General features: G+C 37.7%; 21 protein-coding genes and 1 other RNA gene. 5 read left to right on the top strand and 17 right to left on the bottom strand.

The features are described from left to right. Positions 1 to 19 precede the first annotated feature (19 nt). Positions 20 to 391, top strand: coding sequence for a hypothetical protein (locus ABD000_RS00835; protein WP_343762585.1), 372 nt, complete (start codon positions 20 to 22; stop codon positions 389 to 391). Between the two features lie 31 nt (positions 392 to 422). Here the strand turns inward: ABD000_RS00835 and rnpB are convergent. Then, an RNA gene (gene rnpB / locus ABD000_RS00830) (RNase P RNA component class A) lies at positions 423 to 750 on the bottom strand. 99 nt (positions 751 to 849) lie between these two features. On the opposite strand from rnpB, the gene ABD000_RS00825 reads away from it, so the two are divergent. The 4 genes from ABD000_RS00825 (at position 850) to ABD000_RS00810 (ending at position 5357) form a co-directional block, all read left to right on the top strand. Next, complete coding sequence (locus ABD000_RS00825; RefSeq protein ID WP_343762582.1) at positions 850 to 2622, top strand: DNA polymerase III subunit gamma/tau; 1773 nt, start codon at positions 850 to 852, stop codon at positions 2620 to 2622. Between the two features lie 52 nt (positions 2623 to 2674). Continuing rightward, positions 2675 to 3256, top strand: a complete 582-nt coding sequence (locus tag ABD000_RS00820; RefSeq protein ID WP_343762910.1) for a MiaE family protein — start codon at positions 2675 to 2677, stop codon at positions 3254 to 3256. Beyond that, positions 3249 to 4766 (top strand): serine hydrolase domain-containing protein, encoded by a 1518-nt coding sequence (locus ABD000_RS00815; protein ID WP_343762580.1) that lies wholly within the window; start codon positions 3249 to 3251, stop codon positions 4764 to 4766. Before ABD000_RS00820 ends, ABD000_RS00815 begins: the two co-directional genes overlap by 8 nt. 99 nt (positions 4767 to 4865) lie before the next feature. Continuing rightward, entirely contained in the window at positions 4866 to 5357 is a 492-nt protein-coding gene (locus ABD000_RS00810) for a CIA30 family protein (RefSeq protein ID WP_343762576.1), read from the top strand. 45 nt (positions 5358 to 5402) lie between these two features. On the opposite strand, the gene ABD000_RS00805 is transcribed toward ABD000_RS00810, so the two are convergent. From ABD000_RS00805 to ABD000_RS00730, 16 genes are all read right to left on the bottom strand, one after another. Further along, entirely contained in the window at positions 5403 to 5951 is a 549-nt protein-coding gene (locus ABD000_RS00805) for a hypothetical protein (protein WP_343762574.1), read from the bottom strand. A gap of 29 nt (positions 5952 to 5980) precedes the next feature. After that, on the bottom strand, positions 5981 to 6556 hold the full coding sequence (locus tag ABD000_RS00800) for a porin family protein (RefSeq protein ID WP_343762572.1): 576 nt from the start codon (positions 6554 to 6556) through the stop codon (positions 5981 to 5983). A 74-nt stretch (positions 6557 to 6630) separates the two neighbouring features. Beyond that, a complete protein-coding gene (locus ABD000_RS00795; protein WP_343762570.1) occupies positions 6631 to 7536 on the bottom strand; it encodes a Ppx/GppA phosphatase family protein in 906 nt (301 codons plus the stop codon). 12 nt (positions 7537 to 7548) lie between these two features. After that, positions 7549 to 9639, bottom strand: coding sequence for a polyphosphate kinase 1 (gene ppk1 / locus ABD000_RS00790; protein ID WP_343762568.1), 2091 nt, complete (start codon positions 9637 to 9639; stop codon positions 7549 to 7551). 2 nt (positions 9640 to 9641) lie between these two features. Then, positions 9642 to 10127, bottom strand: coding sequence for a SixA phosphatase family protein (locus ABD000_RS00785; RefSeq protein WP_343762566.1), 486 nt, complete (start codon positions 10125 to 10127; stop codon positions 9642 to 9644). A gap of 2 nt (positions 10128 to 10129) precedes the next feature. Further along, the gene (gene pdxH, locus ABD000_RS00780; protein WP_343762564.1) at positions 10130 to 10777 is read right to left on the bottom strand and encodes a pyridoxamine 5'-phosphate oxidase; all 648 of its coding nucleotides are present in this window, start codon (positions 10775 to 10777) and stop codon (positions 10130 to 10132) included. A 66-nt stretch (positions 10778 to 10843) separates the two neighbouring features. Next, positions 10844 to 11752, bottom strand: coding sequence for a ribonuclease Z (locus ABD000_RS00775; RefSeq protein WP_343762562.1), 909 nt, complete (start codon positions 11750 to 11752; stop codon positions 10844 to 10846). A gap of 64 nt (positions 11753 to 11816) precedes the next feature. Beyond that, entirely contained in the window at positions 11817 to 12149 is a 333-nt protein-coding gene (locus tag ABD000_RS00770) for a ribonuclease Z (RefSeq protein ID WP_343762560.1), read from the bottom strand. Further along, entirely contained in the window at positions 12139 to 13077 is a 939-nt protein-coding gene (locus ABD000_RS00765; protein WP_343762552.1) for an aspartate carbamoyltransferase catalytic subunit, read from the bottom strand. The genes ABD000_RS00770 and ABD000_RS00765 overlap by 11 nt, the downstream gene beginning before the upstream one ends. After that, positions 13070 to 13624: a bifunctional pyr operon transcriptional regulator/uracil phosphoribosyltransferase PyrR gene (gene pyrR, locus ABD000_RS00760; protein WP_343762550.1), complete on the bottom strand. Its 555-nt coding sequence runs from the start codon at positions 13622 to 13624 to the stop codon at positions 13070 to 13072. The genes ABD000_RS00765 and pyrR overlap by 8 nt, the downstream gene beginning before the upstream one ends. A 51-nt stretch (positions 13625 to 13675) precedes the next feature. Beyond that, positions 13676 to 14860: a peptidase MATCAP family protein gene (locus ABD000_RS00755; protein WP_343762548.1), complete on the bottom strand. Its 1185-nt coding sequence runs from the start codon at positions 14858 to 14860 to the stop codon at positions 13676 to 13678. Beyond that, a complete protein-coding gene (locus ABD000_RS00750) occupies positions 14826 to 15647 on the bottom strand; it encodes an N-formylglutamate amidohydrolase (protein ID WP_343762545.1) in 822 nt (273 codons plus the stop codon). The genes ABD000_RS00755 and ABD000_RS00750 overlap by 35 nt, the downstream gene beginning before the upstream one ends. Before the next feature lies 1 nt (position 15648). Continuing rightward, positions 15649 to 16680 carry a glutathione synthase gene (gene gshB / locus ABD000_RS00745; protein WP_343762542.1) on the bottom strand — a complete coding sequence of 344 codons (1032 nt, stop codon included), beginning with the start codon at positions 16678 to 16680 and terminating at the stop codon, positions 15649 to 15651. Between the two features lie 64 nt (positions 16681 to 16744). After that, a complete protein-coding gene (locus ABD000_RS00740) occupies positions 16745 to 17659 on the bottom strand; it encodes a hypothetical protein (RefSeq protein ID WP_343762539.1) in 915 nt (304 codons plus the stop codon). Positions 17660 to 17663: 4 nt separating this feature from the next. Continuing rightward, positions 17664 to 18872 carry a lamin tail domain-containing protein gene (locus ABD000_RS00735; protein WP_343762537.1) on the bottom strand — a complete coding sequence of 403 codons (1209 nt, stop codon included), beginning with the start codon at positions 18870 to 18872 and terminating at the stop codon, positions 17664 to 17666. A gap of 84 nt (positions 18873 to 18956) precedes the next feature. Further along, complete coding sequence (locus ABD000_RS00730) at positions 18957 to 20258, bottom strand: dicarboxylate/amino acid:cation symporter (RefSeq protein ID WP_343762535.1); 1302 nt, start codon at positions 20256 to 20258, stop codon at positions 18957 to 18959. Between the last annotated feature and the right edge of the window lie 25 nt (positions 20259 to 20283).

Below are 20283 nucleotides of genomic sequence, written 5' to 3'. Positions count from 1 at the left end.
AGAGCTCTAGTTTATTAGAATGCAATCAACGAAAACGCTTGATTTGGGTTTTGCTCAGTTTGAAATTTATGATAATGTCATTGTTTCAATTATAGCAGAGGGAACTGAATTCAAAAAGGAACATCTGGACATTTTTCACGCTACATTTAAAAATGTTTTTGGGGATAATAAGTTCGTATACATATCCAACCGTAAGAACTCCTATTCTGTTAATCCTACATTTTACGTACAATATGAAGAGCTACAAAATATGATTGGTTATGCAGTCGTATGTGATACAAAATCCAAATATAATGCAGCATTATTTGAAAAACATTTTTATAAACGCCCGTTTGAAGTATTTCTACAGCTAAATAACGCTTTGAGCTGGGCAAATAAACTTTTAGAATAAAAACCCGGTCACATAGAATGCGCCGGGTTGATAAGTTTGCAGGTCAATAAGCCGGATTCTGTAACTCAAATTTACATTCAAGCTCTTATCATTTATCTGGTGTAATTATTGCTAATCACATCTAACCGCCTACCCTTTAGCATTGAGCGTGCAACTCTTAACTGCTAATATACTTGGCGTTGCACCATGTAGAGTTTACCTGATTTCACTACAGCCTAACTGTACATTCTTTCTGTTGCACTGGTCCTATCCGCCAACTGGCAGATGACGGGCGTTACCCGCTACATTGCACTATGGTGTCCGGACTTTCCTCTCTGTACTAAAAAAATTAAGCACACAGCGATAAGATAACCTGCTGCACAAAATTACTATAATTTTTAATGCGCTTTGTTGATAACTAGGCATAAAATAGTATCCTTGAATTAGAGGATTCTAAGGTCTTTTTTAAATTTGTATTCATGGAGCATTTTGTCGTTTCTGCACGTAAGTATCGCCCGCAAACATTTAAAGATGTGGTGGGACAACAAGCTATTACGAATACATTACTTAATGCTATAGACAACAACCATCTAGCGCAAGCCCTGTTATTCACGGGACCGCGTGGTGTTGGTAAAACGACATGCGCCCGTATTCTTGCGAAAAAAATCAATCTGGAAACGCATAACAATCCTGATGAAGATTTTGCCTTTAATATTTTTGAGTTAGATGCCGCTTCCAATAATTCTGTTGATGATATCAGAGCCCTTACCGATCAAGTAAGGATTCCACCACAAGTTGGTGATTATAAAGTATATATTATTGATGAAGTGCATATGCTTTCTTCAAGCGCATTTAATGCGTTTCTAAAAACTCTGGAAGAACCACCAAAACATGCTATCTTTATTCTTGCAACGACCGAGAAACACAAAATAATTCCTACCATATTGTCACGCTGTCAAATTTTTGATTTTAAGCGTATTACGGTAACCGATATTAAAGAATATTTAAAAGAGATTTCGCAAAAAGAAGGTGTCGAAGCCGAAGATGATGCACTGCATATTATCGCTCAAAAAGCAGATGGAGCTATGCGCGATGCCCTCTCTATTTACGATCGGGTGGTTAGTTTTAGCGGAAAAACTTTAACCAGAGTTGCGGTTGCCGAAAATTTGAACGTACTCGATTATGATGTCTTTTTTACGACCACAGATTTAATTCTTAACAACGATATCCCGGGATTATTAGTACATTTTAATGAAATTCTAGCGAAAGGGTTTGATGCTCATCACTACATTACAGGGCTTGGATCGCATTTTAGAGATCTATTAGTCTGTCAAGATGAACAAACTATCCCATTATTAGAAGTTGGTGAACAAACTAAGCTAAGGTATCTGGAGCAGGCAAAAAATGCTACGAGGGTTACGCTACTTACCCTGTTGGATTTAGCAAATCAATGCGATTTATCGTATAAATCCAGTAAGAATCAGCGGCTACTTATTGAGCTTTGTTTAATGAAACTTGCCTCTGTCACTTTTGACGGAGAAAAAAAAAATGACATCCCTTTCATAATACCCTCTAAACAGTTTTTAGTCAAAGGCATTAAAGTCAATCTTCCAAAAAGAAATAGTCAAACTCAATTAGAAGAAGAAGGTAAGCACGAACCGGAACATAAAGTATCCATTCAAGGAGCTACAGAAACTGTTGTGTCATCTAAACCTTTAGAAATAGCTTCAGCTTTAGCTAATGATGTAAAAACCACTCAAGCTACTCCGATGAAACTCAATGTGGGCGTAAAGAAACCCCTTTCTGGCTTATCCCTAAAGAGCATTCAGCAAAAAAAGCAATTAGAAGCAGCAAAAAAAGCCAATCAAAAAATTGATGTTCAGCTCAATGAAACCTTTACCGAAGAACAACTACTCTCTTCATGGAGAGAATTTGTAGACCTTACCAAACGTAAAGGAGAGAAGATTTTGGCATCTATTTTAGAAACTGATACACCTATCTTAAAAAACACTACCGAAGTACATTTAGCACTACCCAATCATACGATGAGGCTGGAACTTGAAAAATCTCAAGGAGATTTGATGCAATATATTCGGCAAAAGCTTCAAAACACTTCTTTATCATTACATATTCACGTTAATGAAGAAGTAGCCACAAAATATGCCTTTACCCCACGAGAAAAATACGACAAGTTGGTAGAGAAGAATCCATTAGTGGATGAATTACGCAAAACCTTCGATTTGGATATCTAAATTTATACCGTAATTTAGAATTATGAAAAACAGCCAGAAAGAAGATATCAAAATGCTTGGGCTAAAACTTCCTACTGACCCGCGATGGGTCAATATCGTAGAAAAAAACATTAAGGAGATTTTGATCGATCATGCGTTTTGCGAACAAAAAGCAGCCTCCTCTGCGATATCGTTTATTGTGCTCTTTCCTGAGTATACAGAGCTGGTTCAGGCTATGGTTGAGTTAGTTGAAGAAGAGATGAGTCATTTTAAAATGGTTCATGATAAAATTATTGAACGAGGCTGGACACTAGGACTTCCCCAAAAAGATGAATACGTATTGTCCTTGCGCAGGTTTTTTCCAAAAGGCGGACCTATAAAAGATAAACTCATTCATAATTTGTTGTACGCTGCACTAATTGAGGCGCGGAGCTGTGAACGATTTAGATTACTCTCTGAAGAGTTAAAAGAAAAAGAATTAGCACGTTTTTATCATAAACTCATGATTAGTGAGGCGCACCACTACACTATGTTTTTAAATTTTGCCCGTAAATATGAAGACAGAAACATCGTGGATCGAAAATGGCAGAATTTACTTGCGTATGAAGCAGAGATAATGAAGGAATTAAGTAAAACTGAAACTATGCATGGATAACCTTAAGTATATTTTTGCACTTCTTTGTATTGGTATTTCTACGCTCATAAGAGGACAAGATTTATCGTCGTCTGTTCAGAATATTGCACAATCCAATGATCTTCTTGGTGGGAGTGTTGTCGTTTTTTGTTCTGAGGGCATCATTGATGAAGTTCATTTTGGAACAGCAGACGTCACCAGAAACCTATCTGTGAATACAAATACTAAATTTAGAATTGCCAGCGTATCTAAATCCATCACAGCAATAGCAGTTATGCAGCTAGAAGAAGAAGGGATCATTTCCATCACACAGGATATTTCAGATTTGCTGGGCTTCACTGTTAGAAATCCCAGTTTCCCAGATACTGCAATCACATTGGGCATGCTACTTTCGCATACCTCAAGCATAATCGATGGTTCAACCTACGGGGCATTTCTTTCAGCAACCGTCAATGACGATCCAATCCCAAACCTAAGTGAGTTACTTTCGCCAGCGGGTTTATATTATACGTCAGATCAATTTAATGCAATCGAACCGGGAACCTATTTTAATTATTCAAATATCAATTTTGGTATAATCGCTACTATTATTGAGCGTGTAACAGACACAAGATTTGATGTGTACTGTAAAGAAGAAATATTCGATCCATTAGGTATTGATGCCAGTTTTAACGTTACCGATTTAAATGATATTGATGATCTGGCCGTTATTTATCGTAAAATTAATGGTGATTGGGAGCCGCAAGTAGACAATTTTCAGGGAACTCCGCCCACATTTACGAACCTCAACAACTATATTCCCGGGAATAATGGATTGCGATTTTCGCCTCAGGGAGGTTTGCGTATTTCCACTACAGATCTGGCTACGATTTACAGTAGTTTTTTAAAAAATGGTCTAGTAGGAGATTATGAACTGTTGTCATCAGATACTATTGATGAGATGTTTTTTGATCACTGGACATTTAATGGCTCTAATGGTAATAACTATTTTGGCTTGTTTAGGAGTTGGGGGCTGGGAATACATCGCATTACCAATACACCAAACAATGATGTTGTTCTACCTCTAAGTAATAGCGCATTTGGTCATCCCGGTGAGGCGTATGGATTGGTGAGCGATGCTTATGTTGACACAGAACAAGATTTGGGTTTAATTTTCTTAACTAACGGTAACGGTAGCGGCTATCAGATCGATGATAATTCTGCATTTTATACGGTAGAAAAAGAAATATTTGATGCGATAGAGGACTATGTTGATCAATCATCTTGTAGTACTCTTTCTACAGCTGAAAATACAACACCGGAAACATTAATACCAAATCCTGTTGAAAATGTATTAGATGTATCAAGATTTCCAAAAAAGTGGGATGGCATTTCATTGTCAATTTATTCGCTGGATGGAAAACAATTATTATCTGAAGAAATTAATTCTGCCAAACCACTAATTGACGTCTCAACACTTGCCAATGGTATTTATATCCTTCAAATCCAGAATGTAAAGCTGGGTAGTATCCTACTCATCAAATCAAATTAGATTTATAACGAATCTTTAACGCAGTATTAGGTTGTAAACATTCAACTTTATCCCGTGAAAGTTTTTTATTCATATATTACATTCTTATTTCTCATCTTTATGGAACCTACAACGATATTTGATTTTTCAAAAGACTCAAATTTGTCTCAATGGTTTATAGAAGACGATGTAGTTATGGGTGGAAGGTCCAGTAGTTCAATTCTACTTACTAAAGATGGTTACGGAAAATTTAGCGGACAGATCTCTCTGGAAAACAATGGTGGATTTGCCTCTATACGTTACAGACCAGGTGATATAAATATTTCAGGTTGTGAACAAATCGTACTTAACGTTAAAGGTGACGGTAAACGTTATCAACTTAGACTTTCAAGAACTCAGCAAGATCGTCATTCGTACATTCACTATTTTGAGACCTCTGGAGAATGGCAGAAGATTCATTTAAAACTAAAAGATTTTTACCCAACATTTAGAGGCAGAACACTCGACCTGGAAAACTTTAATAAGGATGTAATCAATGAAATCGGTTTTTTGATCGGTAATAAGAAACCTCAAGAATTTGAGCTTCTGATCGATAAAATCTGGTTAAAATAAAAAAGGTCACCACTAGGATGACCTTTTAATAAAGTAATTAGAATATTACAGGTCCTTTAGGATTTGTTTTTTCTTTTCTTTAATTCCCATTCTCCCAAATTCATTAGATACATAATCAATCTGAATTAAAACTCTATCGGTAGTTTTAAGAGAAATCAATGAAATTTCTGCACGATCTGTTTCCCAACGCGTCTCAAGATTTAGTGAGCCCTCTACCAACTTTGGTCCCCAATTATCTTTATCAATACCATTTGTTCTTGGATAAGATACAGGCTGACCGTATTTTTGAGTAAGCAAATCTTGAAATAGCTCATAGTCACGTATATAAAACGTACTATTCACATAATCTGGCGTTAAAAAATATTTACCAGACATCAGCTTATTTGAAGATGTAAATTGATACATCATCGTACCATTGATATCTCCTAGAGACACCTCATAGATTAACTTATTTTCTTCATTTGAAATCAGATTATTATCTTCTTGAGATAATACCATCTGTGTAGTAGCACCCCAGGATACTCCTCTAAAATCAGTTTGTGCGATACTATTCACTGTAATAAGGGCAATGATAAATAAACATAGATCTTTCATAAATTGTATTTGTTTTAGGTTAAGTTATATTAAAGTTTATATCCAATAACGAATTGAACATATTGATTGTTTACGGTGGTATTTAATTGATCAGAGTCTCTCAAAATATCTGCAAATCCGTATGTATATCGTAAATCGGCAAAATAGCGCTCTTTATAGGTATAACCCAGCCCGATTACAGCGGCGTAGTCCATGTACCTAAAGATATCACGCTCTTCTGACTCCCAGCTTTTAACTCCAACTTGAGGACCAAATTGCAAATCAAGATTTTTTACAAAACGATATTTTCCTAGGATAGGAACCTGCAGATAGTTGATACGTGAAGTTTCGTCTTTGCTTCCCTGCGATGAAAACATTAATTCTGGTTGAAGAAAAAATGAATTGCTCAATTGAATTTCTGCAATACCTCCAAAAACAAATCCTATGCGATAAGTGTCATCAAACGTAGGTAGCTCTACTTCTTCTTCTAACATGCCATCGATGGAAGGTTGATCATCAAATACCAAAGAGGAATAATTGAATCCCACTTTCAAGCCATATTTGACATTTTGAGCATTTGCACCAAAGAGACCGAGAAATAAAAGAAGCGTAAAGACTTTTTTCATATATCCAACGTTGAACAGGCACAAAAATGCATAAATTTTATGTGATCTCTTTAAAAATAAGCCAGAAATCTGAATCACGTGCTTAAAGCTGCTTTATCCTGGTTATACAATGTTTTAATAATTCCATCAGATAAACCGATTTTTGGAACGTATATTTTTCTTGCTTTGCTCCATTTCATGGCAGAGAGATAAATTTTTGCCGCCGGAACGATAACATCTGCCCTATCCTGGTTTAGGTTAAGCTGTACGATACGCTCTTCGTACGTTAATGATGTGAGTAATTGATAATAAGAACTCAAATAAAAGTACGATAAAGGTTTACCCATCGCTTTACCACTTGATTTAAAAATATTATTGATGTTTCCCCCTGACCCTATTAAATCTATACCCTCAAGCGACTTTGTATTAGCCTTTATCCACTGCTCCAGTTCTATCCATGTTTCGGGGGACACCAGGTCATTTAGTAAACGTACAGTTCCTAATTTAAAGCTTCGGGAGGTGATCGTTTCGCCATGAGAATAGATAGTGAATTCTGTACTCCCTCCCCCAACATCTACGTATAAATAGGACTTTTTGCTATCTATTAAATCGTTTAGATCTGTTGCGGCAATGATGGCAGCTTCAGAATCACCATCTATAATTTCAATACTAATTCCCGTTTCTTCTTTAATTCTTTCGGCGACAGCCAAACCATTATCAGCTTCACGCATAGCAGAAGTTGCGCACGCCTTGTAAGCTTTTACTTGATGTGTATCCATGAGTAATTGATAGGCCTTCATAGAATCAATCATACGCTGGATATTTCGTTCTGATATCGCATTATTTACAAAAACATCTGATCCTAGTCGTATGGGAACACGCACTAGAGAAGTCTTTTTAAAGACCGGCGGTCTGCCTTCAACATCGGTAACCGTTGAAATGAGTAAACGTATCGCGTTAGACCCTATATCTATCGCAGCATATTTTTTTATGTCTAGCATAGGTTGACCAAATTATGAGTCTACATTAGATTGCGCTAATTTTTCCAAATAGTAATCGTAGGTCGCAAACTGGCTTCGTAGTTTGATTTTATCGGTGGATCTTCTATATCCTATTTGTCCTTTAGAACCAAGGTCCCGTGCTTTGACGGTGTCATTCCAACAAATTAAAAATGTATCAATCAACTCATTTTTTATGTCTTCATCATAAACTGGGCAAGCAATTTCTACCCTACGATCTAAATTACGTGTCATGAAGTCTGCTGAAGAAATATACACTTTTGCATTTCCCCAGTTTTCAAAAATATACAACCGCGGATGCTCCAAGTACTTATCTACAATGCTAATCGCCTCTATATTTTCGCTCATTCCCGCTACCCCGGGGATTAAACTACAAATACCACGTACGATCAATTTAATTCTAACCCCGGCAGAACTAGCTTCATAGAGTTTATCGATCATTTTATAATCAGAAAGACTATTAAGTTTAAGTGATATTCCTGATTTTTTACCTGCCTTAGCAGCATTAATTTCATTGTTAATGAGTTCATTAAGCATATCCCGCGTATAATGCGGAGATACGATTAAGTGCTTGAATTTTCGAACACGGTAATTAATCTCAAAAAACGAAAAGACTTTATCAATGTCCCTGCATATCGATTTATTAGCGGTGAATAAGGTATAATCTGTATAAAAACGCGCCGTATTTTCATTAAAGTTTCCTGTACTAATAAAGCCATATCGTCTAAGCTTTCCTCCTTCTCTACGCTCAATTACGCATGCTTTAGCATGGACTTTTAGTCCAGGCACACCAAAGATAACTTTCACCCCTTCTTTTTGCAGGCGCTCTGCATGCATGATATTGTTGGCTTCATCAAATCTTGCTTGTAATTCAATAGAAACAGTAACCTCTTTACCATTTTTTGCTGCGTTGCTCAGTGAACTGGCAATGTGGGAAATGGTCGCTATGCGGTAAAGCGTAATTTTAATTGAAGTAACCTTAGGGTCCAAAGCTGCTTCCCGCAAAAATTTCACGGTGTATCTAAAGGTTTGATAAGGTACATATTGCAAAAAATCCTTCTTTTTAATTTGACTAAAGAGGCTAGTCTGTATGATGAGATTAGGGATCTCAAGCGGTTGATATTTTTTATAGAGAAGTTCTTGTTTTCCTAAGCTGGGAAAGCTCATGTAATCCCGCTTATTATGATAACGTCCACCAGGAATAATACTGTCTTTATCATCAATTCCCATTTTACTCATTAGAAAATTGAGGGTATCAGTATCAATCGTTTGATCATACACAAAACGCACTGGATCACCATCTGACCTGTCCTTTACTCCTTTAGTGAGCTTCTCCAGATAGCTTTGGCTAAAATCTTCAGACATTTCAATTTCGGCATCTCTGGTGATTTTGATCATATGTGCCGATATACTTTCATACTCAAAAATGTTGAAAATAGTTTTGAAATTATACCGAATAAGATCATCAAGCATCATGATATAGATATGACCATTTTCTTCAGGAAGTACCACAAAACGTTGAATACCCTTTGGTATTTCTATCAAAAGATATCGTTTTTCAAGCTTTTGATTTTCCTTGCTTTCTTCAGTCTTAAGCACCAGTTTAATCGCTAAATAAGCAGCACTATCTTTTAAACGCGGAAGCTCTTCAAGGTCATTCAACATAATGTTAACTAAAGCCGGACTAACCTTTTCTAAAAAGTAATTTTTGAGAAAAACACCTTGGTCTTCAGTAGTCTGATCCTCATTAATCATGTATACGTTATGAGCTTCAAGCTTTTTTTCTATTTCTGAAAGTATAGCAATACTCTCTGCCTGTTGATCAATAACAACTTTTGTGATTTGCCCCAAAAGCTCATTCGCTGTAAATCCTCCTAACACTTTTCTACCCTTCTTACCCGCCATCTCAATGCGCTTTATCGAAGCATAACGCACCCTGAAGAATTCATCCAAATTATTAGAGAATATCCCTAAAAACCTAAGGCGTTCAATAAGTGGAACATCAGCATCTGTAGCCTCTTGTAGCACACGTGCGTTAAACTGAAGCCAGCTAAGATCACGATTTATATATCTTTTTTCTGCCATAGTTAGCGAAGGAACTTAGGGTAAAGTGTTAGTAGTGTTTTGCCGTTAGAAACTTCTTTCCAACGATTGGTATCAAATTCAATAACGGTCAAACCGGTTGTGGGAACATTAGGTGTGAATTCATCACCCAATTGATTAACAATACTAGTCATCGCTGGATTATGTCCAAAAACCATAAGTGTATCTATTTGATCCGGCTGAGCTTTAATTGTCTTAAGCAAACTCCCGCCATCAAAAGTGTAAAGATCATCTATCACATGAAAGTCATCTTCGCCTACGCTTAAGTTTTTTTGAAAGATTCTGGCTGTTGTCAACGCCCTATTGGCATAACTAGAAATTATTGTTACAGGCTGATCAAGATATTCTTTAAATGCCGAGGATACCAGCTCCCCATCATCAAATCCCCGCTTTTTCAGTGGACGTTCATGATCTGCCAATGGTTCATCCCAGGCAGATTTACCATGCCGTATTAAAATTAGTTTTTTCATTATTAAGGAGCTAAACGTTCTTTAATCCACTCTCCCTGATCATTTACTACATATCGAATACGATCATGAAGACGGTTTGGTCTTCCTTGCCAAAATTCCATTTCATGAGAGGTTACCGTAAATCCTCCCCAGTGCGGGGGACGCGGGACTTCCTTATTCGCATATTTCTCTTCTAAAGCTTTTAAGCTTTTTTCTAGGACCTCGCGTGAAGTAATCCTTAAACTTTGATCTGATGCCCAGGCACCTAATTGACTGCCCTTAGGTCTGCTGGCAAAATATGCATCTGCAGTTTGAGGATCTGTTTTTTTAGCGATGCCTTTAATGATGACTTGGCGTTCTAGTCCCGGCCAAAAGAAAGATAGGCAAATGTGGTTATTATGCGCTATTGCCTGACCTTTTTCTGAGGTGTAGTTGGTATAAAATGTAAAGGTATTCTTGTCGGTAGCTTTTAGGAGAACAATGCGCGTTTTAGGAAATCCATCTTCGCCAATAGTTGAGACAGCTACCGCATTGGGCTCTTCTACTTCACCAGACTGCTCTGCCTCTTCAAACCATTGTTGAAACAACATCCACGGGTATTCGCCTAAATTTTCTTCAAGGAGTTCTCCCTTTTCGTAACTTTTTCGGTAGTCGTGCAGTTCTTTTGCCATGCCTGCAATTTACAAGAAATGCCGCGCTAAAAAAATACGCTTCGGCAAAGTTTAATTAAGAAAATGTTAATCAAATTCAAAGACTTTACCATCTTCAGCTAATGCGACATGATCAAAAACCTCTTCGGCTTCAGCCTTAAATAGAGAAAGGGATTTATATCGACCGGAATAATGACCTAAAATCAATAATCCAACCTCTGCAGCCTTTGCAATTTTAGCAGCTTGCTTTGCGGTCGCATGCTTTGTTTTTTCACATAAATGAACATGGCTTTCTAAAAAGGTACTCTCATGATACAATCCCGTTACCCCTTTTATTAGCGGAATAATATCTGGTTTATACTTAGTGTCACTGCAAAATGCATAACTACGCGGCGGTAAGGGATCTAGTGTAAGTTCCTTATTTGCAATAATACTACCGTCATCCAGCACCACATCTTTACCTTTTTTGAGGTTGTTGTATTGTGAAACTTCGATGGGGTATTTTTCTACCTGAGCCATGTTTAATTTACGATCACCGGGTTTTTCTTTATATAAATAGCCATTAGTGTACACGCGATGCTCTAGCGGAATGGTGTGTACTTCAATTTTATGATCCTCAAACACAAGCTCAGATTCGGCGGAGGTCAACTCATGAAAATATAGCTCAAATGTGGTGTAGGCATTGCCATACTTAAGCTGTAGGAGAATAATTTCTTTAATTCCTTTAGGTCCATAAACATGAAGATCTGTTTTTCTATTCAGGAGGCTAAAAGTTGAAATTAGGCCAATTAATCCGTAAAAGTGGTCTCCATGCAAATGAGAGATAAAAATCTGCTTAATTCTAGAAAATTTGATTTTCTGTCTACGCAGTTCAACCTGCGTATTTTCACCACAATCGATTAATATTACGTGGTTGGCAATCTCTAATACTTGGGATGTAGGTTTTGCATTAGAACTGGGCGAAGCCGAAAAACATCCAAGTATAGTTAGTTTCATACATCTATTTTATACTAAAGTACACCGTGGTGTCTAAAACGACTGCTAAGAAAGTGTTATTTGATTAAAATCCAAGATCGCGTTCAATCTCTTCCATCGCTATAATATCCTCTGCTTCCTGAAGGGTAGGTACGATCAATAACTCATTAGGAATTTCTGAAGTGGATAAGGAAATATTGAGCATGACAAATGACCTCTTCTTTCTTCGATGGATCACAGACACCTCTAAAAAATTAAGCAAATCAGTAAGTTCTGCTTCATCGTATTTCAATAGATCAATGACAAGATTTTGATCTTTAAATTCCTCAATTCTGCCGGTAAGATATCCTGCAAAATTGGCAAGGTTATCTTTCTCATCCTTAATTAAAGTATATTTTTCTTTCTTTTCAATTTTCATTACGTTCAATTTTTGAAGCAAGCAGGTATAAGACTGCCATTCTAACTGCAACTCCATTTTGTACTTGATCTAAGATAATGGCGTGGTGCGAATCGGCTACATCACTGGTTAATTCGACTCCGCGATTTATTGGTCCTGGGTGCATGATCACAATCTCTTTATCCAATTGATCTAAGCGTTTTTTAGTGACTCCAAACTGCTGTGCATACTCTCTGGTACTAGGGAAATAGCTTACATCCATACGTTCATGTTGTACGCGTAACATATTTGCCACATCACACCATGCTAGGGCTTTATCTAAATTAAGCTCAACTTCTACTCCAAGTGAGTCAATGTGTTTTGGCAATAAAGATTTTGGTCCACAAACCTTTACATTAGCACCTTGTAATTTTAAGGCGTAAATATTACTTAGTGCAACTCTGCTATGTAAAATATCTCCAACGATCACTACATTTTTACCTCTCACTTCTCCCAAACGTTCACGAATTGAAAATGAATCCAGCAACGCTTGGGTAGGATGTTCATGAGCTCCATCACCCGCATTTATGATACTGGCATTGATATGTTTAGAGAGAAATATTCCTGCTCCCGGATTAGGATGTCTCATGACGACCATATCCACTTTCATAGAAAGGATATTATTTACCGTATCAATAAGGGTTTCTCCCTTTTTAACAGATGATGCGGCTGCCGAAAAATTAATCACATCTGCGCTTAAGCGTTTTTCTGCCAATTCAAACGATAGTTTGGTTCGAGTGCTGTTTTCAAAAAAAAGATTGGCAACCGTGATGTCACGCAAAGAAGGAACTTTTTTGATGGGGCGATTAATGACCTCTTTAAATTGATCAGCCGTTTTAAAGATAAGCTCAATATCTGCCTCGTTTAGATATTTTATTCCCAATAAGTGAGGTACACTCAATTCACTCATAGCTATCTTCTTTTTCAATTAAATATACGGTATCCTCGCCCTCATTTTCTTTCCAGCATACCTTAACCTTTTGATCATTAATAGCATCTACCTGCCTGCCGTTATAATCCGGCTGAATGGGTAAATGCCGGCTAAACCTTCGGTCAATGAATGTGAGTAATTCGATTTGTTTGGGTCGGCCAAAAGATTGAATGGCAGTAAGTGCTGCTCTTATGCTTCGGCCCGTATAAAGCACATCATCTATAAAGACTACGCTCTTATTTTCTACAATAAAATCAATTTGAGTTTTATTAGCAGATAAAGGTTTCCCGCTACGTCTAAAATCATCTCTAAAGAAGGTAGTGTCCAAATACCCTAATGATAAATTATGGATTTGATAGTCCTTTTTTAAAATCGTTGCGATACGGTTGACTAGAAAAGTTCCTCTGGGTTGAAGTCCGATAAGTACGGTCTGTGAAAAATCACCATGGTTTTCAATGAGCTGACACGCTAATCGATGTAGAATTACATTAATCTCTTTGGCGTTAAGTAAGATTTTTTGACTCATGTAATTTTTGGTGTTCTGCGGTGCAAAGGTAATATTTTAGTACTAGTGTTACTACTTCAAATTATGCAGAATGAAATCTACCGTTTTATTGGTATTAAGATTGGTATGATAACTATCTGTGTAATGCTGATTTTTATGCGCTAATCCTAAACCTTGAAGTTTTTTAATCACGGGTAATGCCGTGAGATGAACTTTACCTGTCAACAAATCGCCTAAATCATTACCTTCCTGATAGAAATTATAAATTTTCTTGAGCCCCGTGAGGTACATATAATCCTTGGTGAAACCTCCACCGCGATGCACCCTTAATGTGATTTGCCAGGCCTCATCCCGATCTAGTTTGTACTGACTAAATAATAAATCAAACGTATCTGAAAAAGAATATCCTTTGATCAAACTATCAGCAGCTATCACGCGATATGAAAGCTCTTTTAATCGCTTTAAGTTCAAGCAACCAGACATATATTCACTAAAGACTGCCAGTCCTTCTTGGGTTTCAGTATTTCGTACAAAACCGTTGGAGAAAATTTGCAAGGGCTGTGATTTACCGTTAAAGGTGGTGACCAGATGAACGCCAATTTCGTGATTAGCCAAGACCTTTAATTGGTGTTGGCTATACTTATGATTCTTTTTGAGTACTAGTGCTTCAGCCGAATTTAGTACCATCGCTGCCGCGGAAATATTTGTCGATTTTTGAATGGAAAAGTTAAACGAATAGCGCTGTGAGAAGTGTTCAAAGTAATCTATTGCAGCATCTACATCGAGTAATTTTTCTTCTTCTGGTTCATCTTCCTCATCCTGAAAATGTAGAATGAATCTCGCATTTTGTACATCACGCTCCTTTGGTGTACCAAATACCTTAAGTGAATTGAAATAAAAGGGTCTTCCTTTACCTATACTTTCTATGCACTGCACTAATCCTGCATACTCATAAATAATATCCTGATACAGCTTGCGCACATCATCATCTTCTATACGCTCTAGGCGTTGATTAAATATTTGACGCTGAAGTTTAAAGGGATTGAACTTTAACTTACGGTAATGAAACTCTGGTTCAAGCGAATATTTAGAAGCGAAAAAACGTTTTTTCTCCTGCTCAATATTCAGCGGATTCAAATAATTGAGCAACTCAATATCTTTCACCAAGCGATCTATTTCGCGGTCTATTTTAAACAAAGCCTCGTATTGCTGGGTATCTACGCTAATCATGTGGTCGTTGCTTAAATGCTTCGGCATGTGCCGGAATTTTCTTTTTCAATGCTTCTTTTATGGCAAAAACTACTTCAGGATAAATCACATAGTTTTCTTCATCACAGTATATCTTGCTAAATTCTGTCGCCAGGACTAATACTTTTTCAAAATGAGTGGTAATGTATTTTAGAAAATACCCATTTCCCTGAAAAGTATCGTTTATCCCAGCCGTAGTTGCTATATTATGTGGTAAATCAATGTTAACTAATGTATCCCGCCAACTCAATATATCTGCCTGATATTTAGTTTCATCTACGTTAACCGTTCCTAAATTGATCACTGGAACCGGTCTATCCCAACGTTTCCAATTATAACTATGCATGTCGTACACAATCACCTTATCGTGCAGTTCGTTTAATTTTGCAATAAGTGCATTGACAATCTTATAGAATGAAGCGTGCTTTTGCAGGCTTCTATTTTTTACTGCTTCGGGTAAAGGTGATTTCCATAATTTCTTCCCCCACGCGTCTTCGTAAATTGCATTTTCAGGTGCTCGATTTAAGTCATATTCAAATCTGCTATCACACCCGGCGATGACAATAGGCATTGCCTCTACCATTTGTTTAGTGCAGGGATCTTCTTCGTACCAACGTTCATATTCAGTATGAATACAATTATCCCACAGTTCTTTTCTAAATTGATGTCCATCATGCACTGCACCGCAAACGTAGTGGGTATATTTCTCAATTTTTAAGGTGAAGGAGTAATCTTCCGCGACAGCGTGAAAACACTTTTCTTGATGGATATGCTCAATCATTTGAGCAACAGACATGCTATGCATCACTCAATGAATTCTTTAGCTGGGCACGACGCTTAAATGCTTTTTGCTGATTTACAACTTTATCTTCCAAAAAGTCAATAATCTTCTCTTGGATCTTAGTTTTATTGACTTTATTGATATAATTAATTCCGCCGGGTGACATCACATTAACCTCAACCAACATTCCATTAATCACGTCTATACCTACAAAATGAAGTCCGTCACTTACCAGCTTATCCCCTATTTTTTTACAGAGTTCTTTTTCTGCTTTCGTAAGTACGTGCTTGGCAAATGATCCACCGGCTGAAATATTGGAACGATGATCATCTGACCCCGGTATTCTTCGTACTGCACCAATAGGTTTCCCTCCTAACAGTAAAATACGTACATCACCTTGATCTGCACCCTCAATATAGTCTTGAAGAATCACATAATTGGACGAACCATCTTTGTTGTCAATATAAAAATCCAGTAAGGAACTGATGTTTGATAAGGCTGATTTCTCTAATAAAATTACTCCGCTACCCCCAAAACCATTGAGCGGTTTCATGATCATTTTATCACGCTCATTTTCTTTAATTACCTGTTTGAGATAGGATTTGTTTTTTGAAACGTGTGTCTTTGGAATAATCTCATTGTTGGGATCATCTAGTGCTGCCGTATATAATTTGTTATTTGCCTCACGTAAACCTTGTAAGTCATTTACGATAAACACATCATCTTTAACAGAATCCAAAAAGTTAAGCACAATAGGATCTAATGGTGGATTAGCCCGCATAAAAATAACATCAAAGCCGGCTAGAGGAAGCATTTTCTCCTTAAAATTAGTATGCTTATAAAATGATTTTAACGACACAGAAACCTTTTCAGGTTTTTGAATCATTTTACAGAAACCGTATGTTATGCTATCTCTTATTGTAAGATTAGCAGGAGTTGCTAAAGCAACCTTATGGCCACGTTTTACACATTCATGAATTAACAACAAAGAAGAATCCATCTCTGGTGAGATATCTTCCCAGGGGTACATGATAAAGCAAATATTCATGGGGTCAATTTTGGAGGTTATCCAGTAAATGTAAAAAAAGATTACAAAAAGACAAGAATATTGGCTAGTTTCCTCCTTCTACCCTAAAATTATCGTAAAAGAAAAACTCATCTGCTGCCCAGATTTGAGATGTAACTCGTACAATAAGTGAGCTACCAGAGAGTCCTTCAATAGATACTGTACTGTTTGGAAACGACCCCTGACCCGGACCTGGAGGTGTCGCAATAAGTGTATGGTTATCGTTACCTCCATTTTCATAGTTTGTAATTAAAGTGAATGTAGCCCCTCCATCTGTTGAGTATTCTACATTGACGTAATCATTTGAGTTATTTGAATCATCAGTGTTGTGCAGTGCTTCATTGTATTCTAAGTCACCCTCTCCCCTAATTTCAATCGAAAAGCATACCGTTGAAAATCCTGAAATGTCTACCGGATCAAACGTCAGTACAATTGGACCATCTGTATTTCCTAACTCAAATTCGCTGGAGCCATTGGTATACGCGTAGTCATTATTTTGTGCAGTCCCGTTAACCGGAAAATTAGCAAGACTATCATCAATGGTCCAGGGGGTGCCGGTAGGATAATCCCCAGAATCTACTCCATTAATGCGACCAGATTGAGGCGTATACTCAGAAAAGTCTTCTTCATATAAAAGCGTATCACATTGTGGATCATTGCAATAAACACTGCGCCAGACCAAACTTTGACCATCCCAAATATCAAGACAGTGTTTTCCTGATGTAAAATCACTTACGTAGACTAACATTCCATCATCTGCAGGTTGAGAAGGGATGAGTGCCTGTTGATCTTCTGTTACGATTGGGATGAGAAGTCCTCCATACTGTAAACTTCTTGAATTAAGACTTTCTAAGTAAAGCATAGCTGCCCGGCTTGGCTGTGATGTATTAATAGCGACACCTTGAGCTACATTTATTATAGGATAAACTGTAAACGCTAAAGCAACGAGAATTTTTTTCATTCGATTAGTTTGGATGCGTTCCTGGGGTAAAGTCTCCGGTAATTGGATCGCCGGGTGCTGTGGCAGCGGGAGCATTTTGAGGATCATTCGCATGATTCGTACATCCTTGCGAGGCTGGTATAGTACTATCTGCTCTCACAATCCATTGACCCTCATTCCAGGTTGTAACTCCATTGATGATCCCCGCAGCACGAAGTGCTCTCCCATCTTCAAATTCGGCACAGGTACCGGTGGGGTTGGTTCCAACCACGCCGTAAATATCAATTCGCTCACCTAATGAATTAAGAATTTCAATTGGATCGTTACCATTTGAGCCAAACACTCCATTTACATTGGTATTTGAAAAATTAGGAGCAAAACCATACACCGCCAAAAACTCCGCTTCATTATTTGAAAAAACAAAACTCTGTCCTTCATTGATAACAGTACCATCAGGAATCGTAAAGGATTGAGTGTTTGTGACTGATCCGTTCACATATTTTCGTATCACCCAATTTCCTATATTTATTGCAGTAGTACTTCTGTTTGTCAATTCCAGGAACCGGGCATTTGAATTATTATTTGGATCTGCAATCTCAGAGATGATGACTCCCCCAGAACCGTCTGCTGCAATTGGACCTTGATACGGACTAAAACTCTCGTCTCCTGTTGTGGTACCGGCAGTAGCTACCGGAATGACTGAAAAGCTAATATATCTATCTAAGTCTGCAGCCTGTAAGGTGTAGGTTATCGAAGTAGCACCCGGGATTGCCGTTAGATTCGTTCCCAAAAAATCGTCTGCGCGATACCATTGATATTGAGAAATACCTTCCGGATTATTTTCATTATCAGTATAGGTATATGATCCCTCTAAGGTGTTACCAACTTGTAGCGTACCTTGAAAAGTGACGTCTAATGCCTCCGGTGCTTGATTAATGGGCATGCAATATACATTCCTCCACACCGCCGGAGTGGCAGATGCATCGTATAATTGTAAGCAGCGTGTTGTTCCGTCAATAAGGTAAATCATTAATCCATCATCTTCCACAGTGACAGGAATTAAATTTCGCTCACTCAAAGATACCCTGGGAAGAATTAAACCGCCCACTTCACCGCCGCTATTTATGGCCTCAATATCGAGTACAGATGCATTGCTGGGATTTGTAGTGTTTATTCCAACTTGTGCGAATAAAATTTGAACAGCAAAAAATAAGAGTAATAATATTTTTTTCATATCATTTTGAAAGGTGCAAAAGTAATGTCCAAAATAATATAAATCAGCGCGGTACTGTCTTCTAAATGTTAAATTTAGATTCGTCTATTTCTTATAATGATCATCCCAATTCTTGACCTCTGGATCTCTAAGCTTGCCTACAGATTTTGCCACAATCATACTTACCGCAGCATCACCCGTAACGTTAACTGTAGTTCTACACATATCCAGCGGACGATCAACTGCGAAGATAAGCGCCAGACCAGCTTCAGGAATACCCGCTTGCCCTAATACAATCACTAACATGACCATTCCCGCTCCCGGTACAGCAGCAGATCCAATAGAAGCTAACGTAGCCGTTGCGATGATCCCCAACTGCGCTCCTAACGACAAATCCATGCCAAATGCCTGAGCAATAAATACGGCAGCCACCGCCTGATACAAACTCGTCCCGTCCATATTTATGGTTGCACCAATGGGAAGCACAAAGCTAGTTACTTCTTTTTCTACGCCTAAATGCTCTTCTACCCGCTCCATGGTAACCGGTAAAGTAGCTGCACTTGAACTGGTAGAGAACGCCAACAACTGTGCGGGTGAAATTCCATTAAGGAAAAATGCCGGACTACGTTTAGTGACCACCCATACAATTAGAATATAAACCACTATCATCAAACCTAAACCAATAAGAACACTTAATCCATACATAGCTAAAGCGGCAAATAAATCTGCGCTGGGTGACTCAACCACCAGCGCTGCTAGTAAGGCAAAAACACCAAAAGGCGCTGCCAACATAATCAAATCAATGAGTTTGAGAATAACTTCATTAAAACCATCAAAAAAGTCTTTGACGGGTTTTGCGGTAGCTTCCGGTATCAGAATAAGGCCTATTCCAAAGAAAATTGCAAAGAAAATAACCTGAAGCATATTACGGTTATCAGTCGTTGCAGAAAATATATTACTTGGTACCAAATCCACTAAAGCCTGTAAAGGGCCAGACTCTTTTTGTTTTTTAGCATCTGCAATTTTACTGTCCGCATCGCCTTTATAGCTCTCAAGTAATTCAGTTTGGGTTTCTTTAGTAATCGTGGAACCGGGTTTTATGATATTTACAACTCCCAGTCCAATCGTAACTGCAACAACAGTCGTCAATATATAGGTGAGAATTGTTCTTCCGCCCATTTGACTCAATTTAGAGATATCTTTAAGATCAGAAACGCCTTTGATCAGAGAAGCTAGGATCAAGGGTACAGCAATAAGTTTAAGGGCATTGATAAAAATAGTGCCAAAAGGTTTGATCCAATCACCTATAAATTCTGCTCCCCAACTAGTCGCGGATAAGGCAAATGCGAATCCTACTCCAAGAACCATTCCCAGTAAAATCTGCCAGTGTAATGCTAATTTTTTCATTGAACTTTTTTAGTTAATCGCTTGT

The organism is Gangjinia marincola (genome assembly GCF_039523415.1).
In the GTDB taxonomy this organism is placed as follows: Bacteria; Bacteroidota; Bacteroidia; order Flavobacteriales; family Flavobacteriaceae; genus Gangjinia; species Gangjinia marincola.
The sequence above is the reverse complement of the archived record's forward strand: the minus strand, read 5'-3'. Positions and strand labels throughout refer to the sequence as shown.

Coding starts and splice junctions, on each gene's coding strand:
- ABD000_RS00820 (WP_343762910.1), top strand. CDS start 2,675: ATGCTTGGGCTAAAACTTCCTACTGACCCGCGATGGGTCAATATCGTA.
- ABD000_RS00730 (WP_343762535.1), bottom strand. CDS start 20,258: ATGAAAAAATTAGCATTACACTGGCAGATTTTACTGGGAATGGTTCTT.
- ABD000_RS00815 (WP_343762580.1), top strand. CDS start 3,249: ATGGATAACCTTAAGTATATTTTTGCACTTCTTTGTATTGGTATTTCT.
- ABD000_RS00785 (WP_343762566.1), bottom strand. CDS start 10,127: ATGAAAAAACTAATTTTAATACGGCATGGTAAATCTGCCTGGGATGAA.
- ABD000_RS00750 (WP_343762545.1), bottom strand. CDS start 15,647: ATGTCTGTTGCTCAAATGATTGAGCATATCCATCAAGAAAAGTGTTTT.
- ABD000_RS00775 (WP_343762562.1), bottom strand. CDS start 11,752: ATGAAACTAACTATACTTGGATGTTTTTCGGCTTCGCCCAGTTCTAAT.
- ABD000_RS00770 (WP_343762560.1), bottom strand. CDS start 12,149: ATGAAAATTGAAAAGAAAGAAAAATATACTTTAATTAAGGATGAGAAA.
- gshB (WP_343762542.1), bottom strand. CDS start 16,680: ATGAATATTTGCTTTATCATGTACCCCTGGGAAGATATCTCACCAGAG.
- ABD000_RS00765 (WP_343762552.1), bottom strand. CDS start 13,077: ATGAGTGAATTGAGTGTACCTCACTTATTGGGAATAAAATATCTAAAC.
- ABD000_RS00810 (WP_343762576.1), top strand. CDS start 4,866: ATGGAACCTACAACGATATTTGATTTTTCAAAAGACTCAAATTTGTCT.
- ABD000_RS00755 (WP_343762548.1), bottom strand. CDS start 14,860: ATGCCGAAGCATTTAAGCAACGACCACATGATTAGCGTAGATACCCAG.
- ABD000_RS00800 (WP_343762572.1), bottom strand. CDS start 6,556: ATGAAAAAAGTCTTTACGCTTCTTTTATTTCTCGGTCTCTTTGGTGCA.
- ABD000_RS00795 (WP_343762570.1), bottom strand. CDS start 7,536: ATGCTAGACATAAAAAAATATGCTGCGATAGATATAGGGTCTAACGCG.
- ABD000_RS00835 (WP_343762585.1), top strand. CDS start 20: ATGCAATCAACGAAAACGCTTGATTTGGGTTTTGCTCAGTTTGAAATT.
- pyrR (WP_343762550.1), bottom strand. CDS start 13,624: ATGAGTCAAAAAATCTTACTTAACGCCAAAGAGATTAATGTAATTCTA.
- ABD000_RS00735 (WP_343762537.1), bottom strand. CDS start 18,872: ATGAAAAAAATATTATTACTCTTATTTTTTGCTGTTCAAATTTTATTC.
- ABD000_RS00825 (WP_343762582.1), top strand. CDS start 850: ATGGAGCATTTTGTCGTTTCTGCACGTAAGTATCGCCCGCAAACATTT.
- ppk1 (WP_343762568.1), bottom strand. CDS start 9,639: ATGGCAGAAAAAAGATATATAAATCGTGATCTTAGCTGGCTTCAGTTT.
- pdxH (WP_343762564.1), bottom strand. CDS start 10,777: ATGGCAAAAGAACTGCACGACTACCGAAAAAGTTACGAAAAGGGAGAA.
- ABD000_RS00805 (WP_343762574.1), bottom strand. CDS start 5,951: ATGAAAGATCTATGTTTATTTATCATTGCCCTTATTACAGTGAATAGT.
- ABD000_RS00740 (WP_343762539.1), bottom strand. CDS start 17,659: ATGAAAAAAATTCTCGTTGCTTTAGCGTTTACAGTTTATCCTATAATA.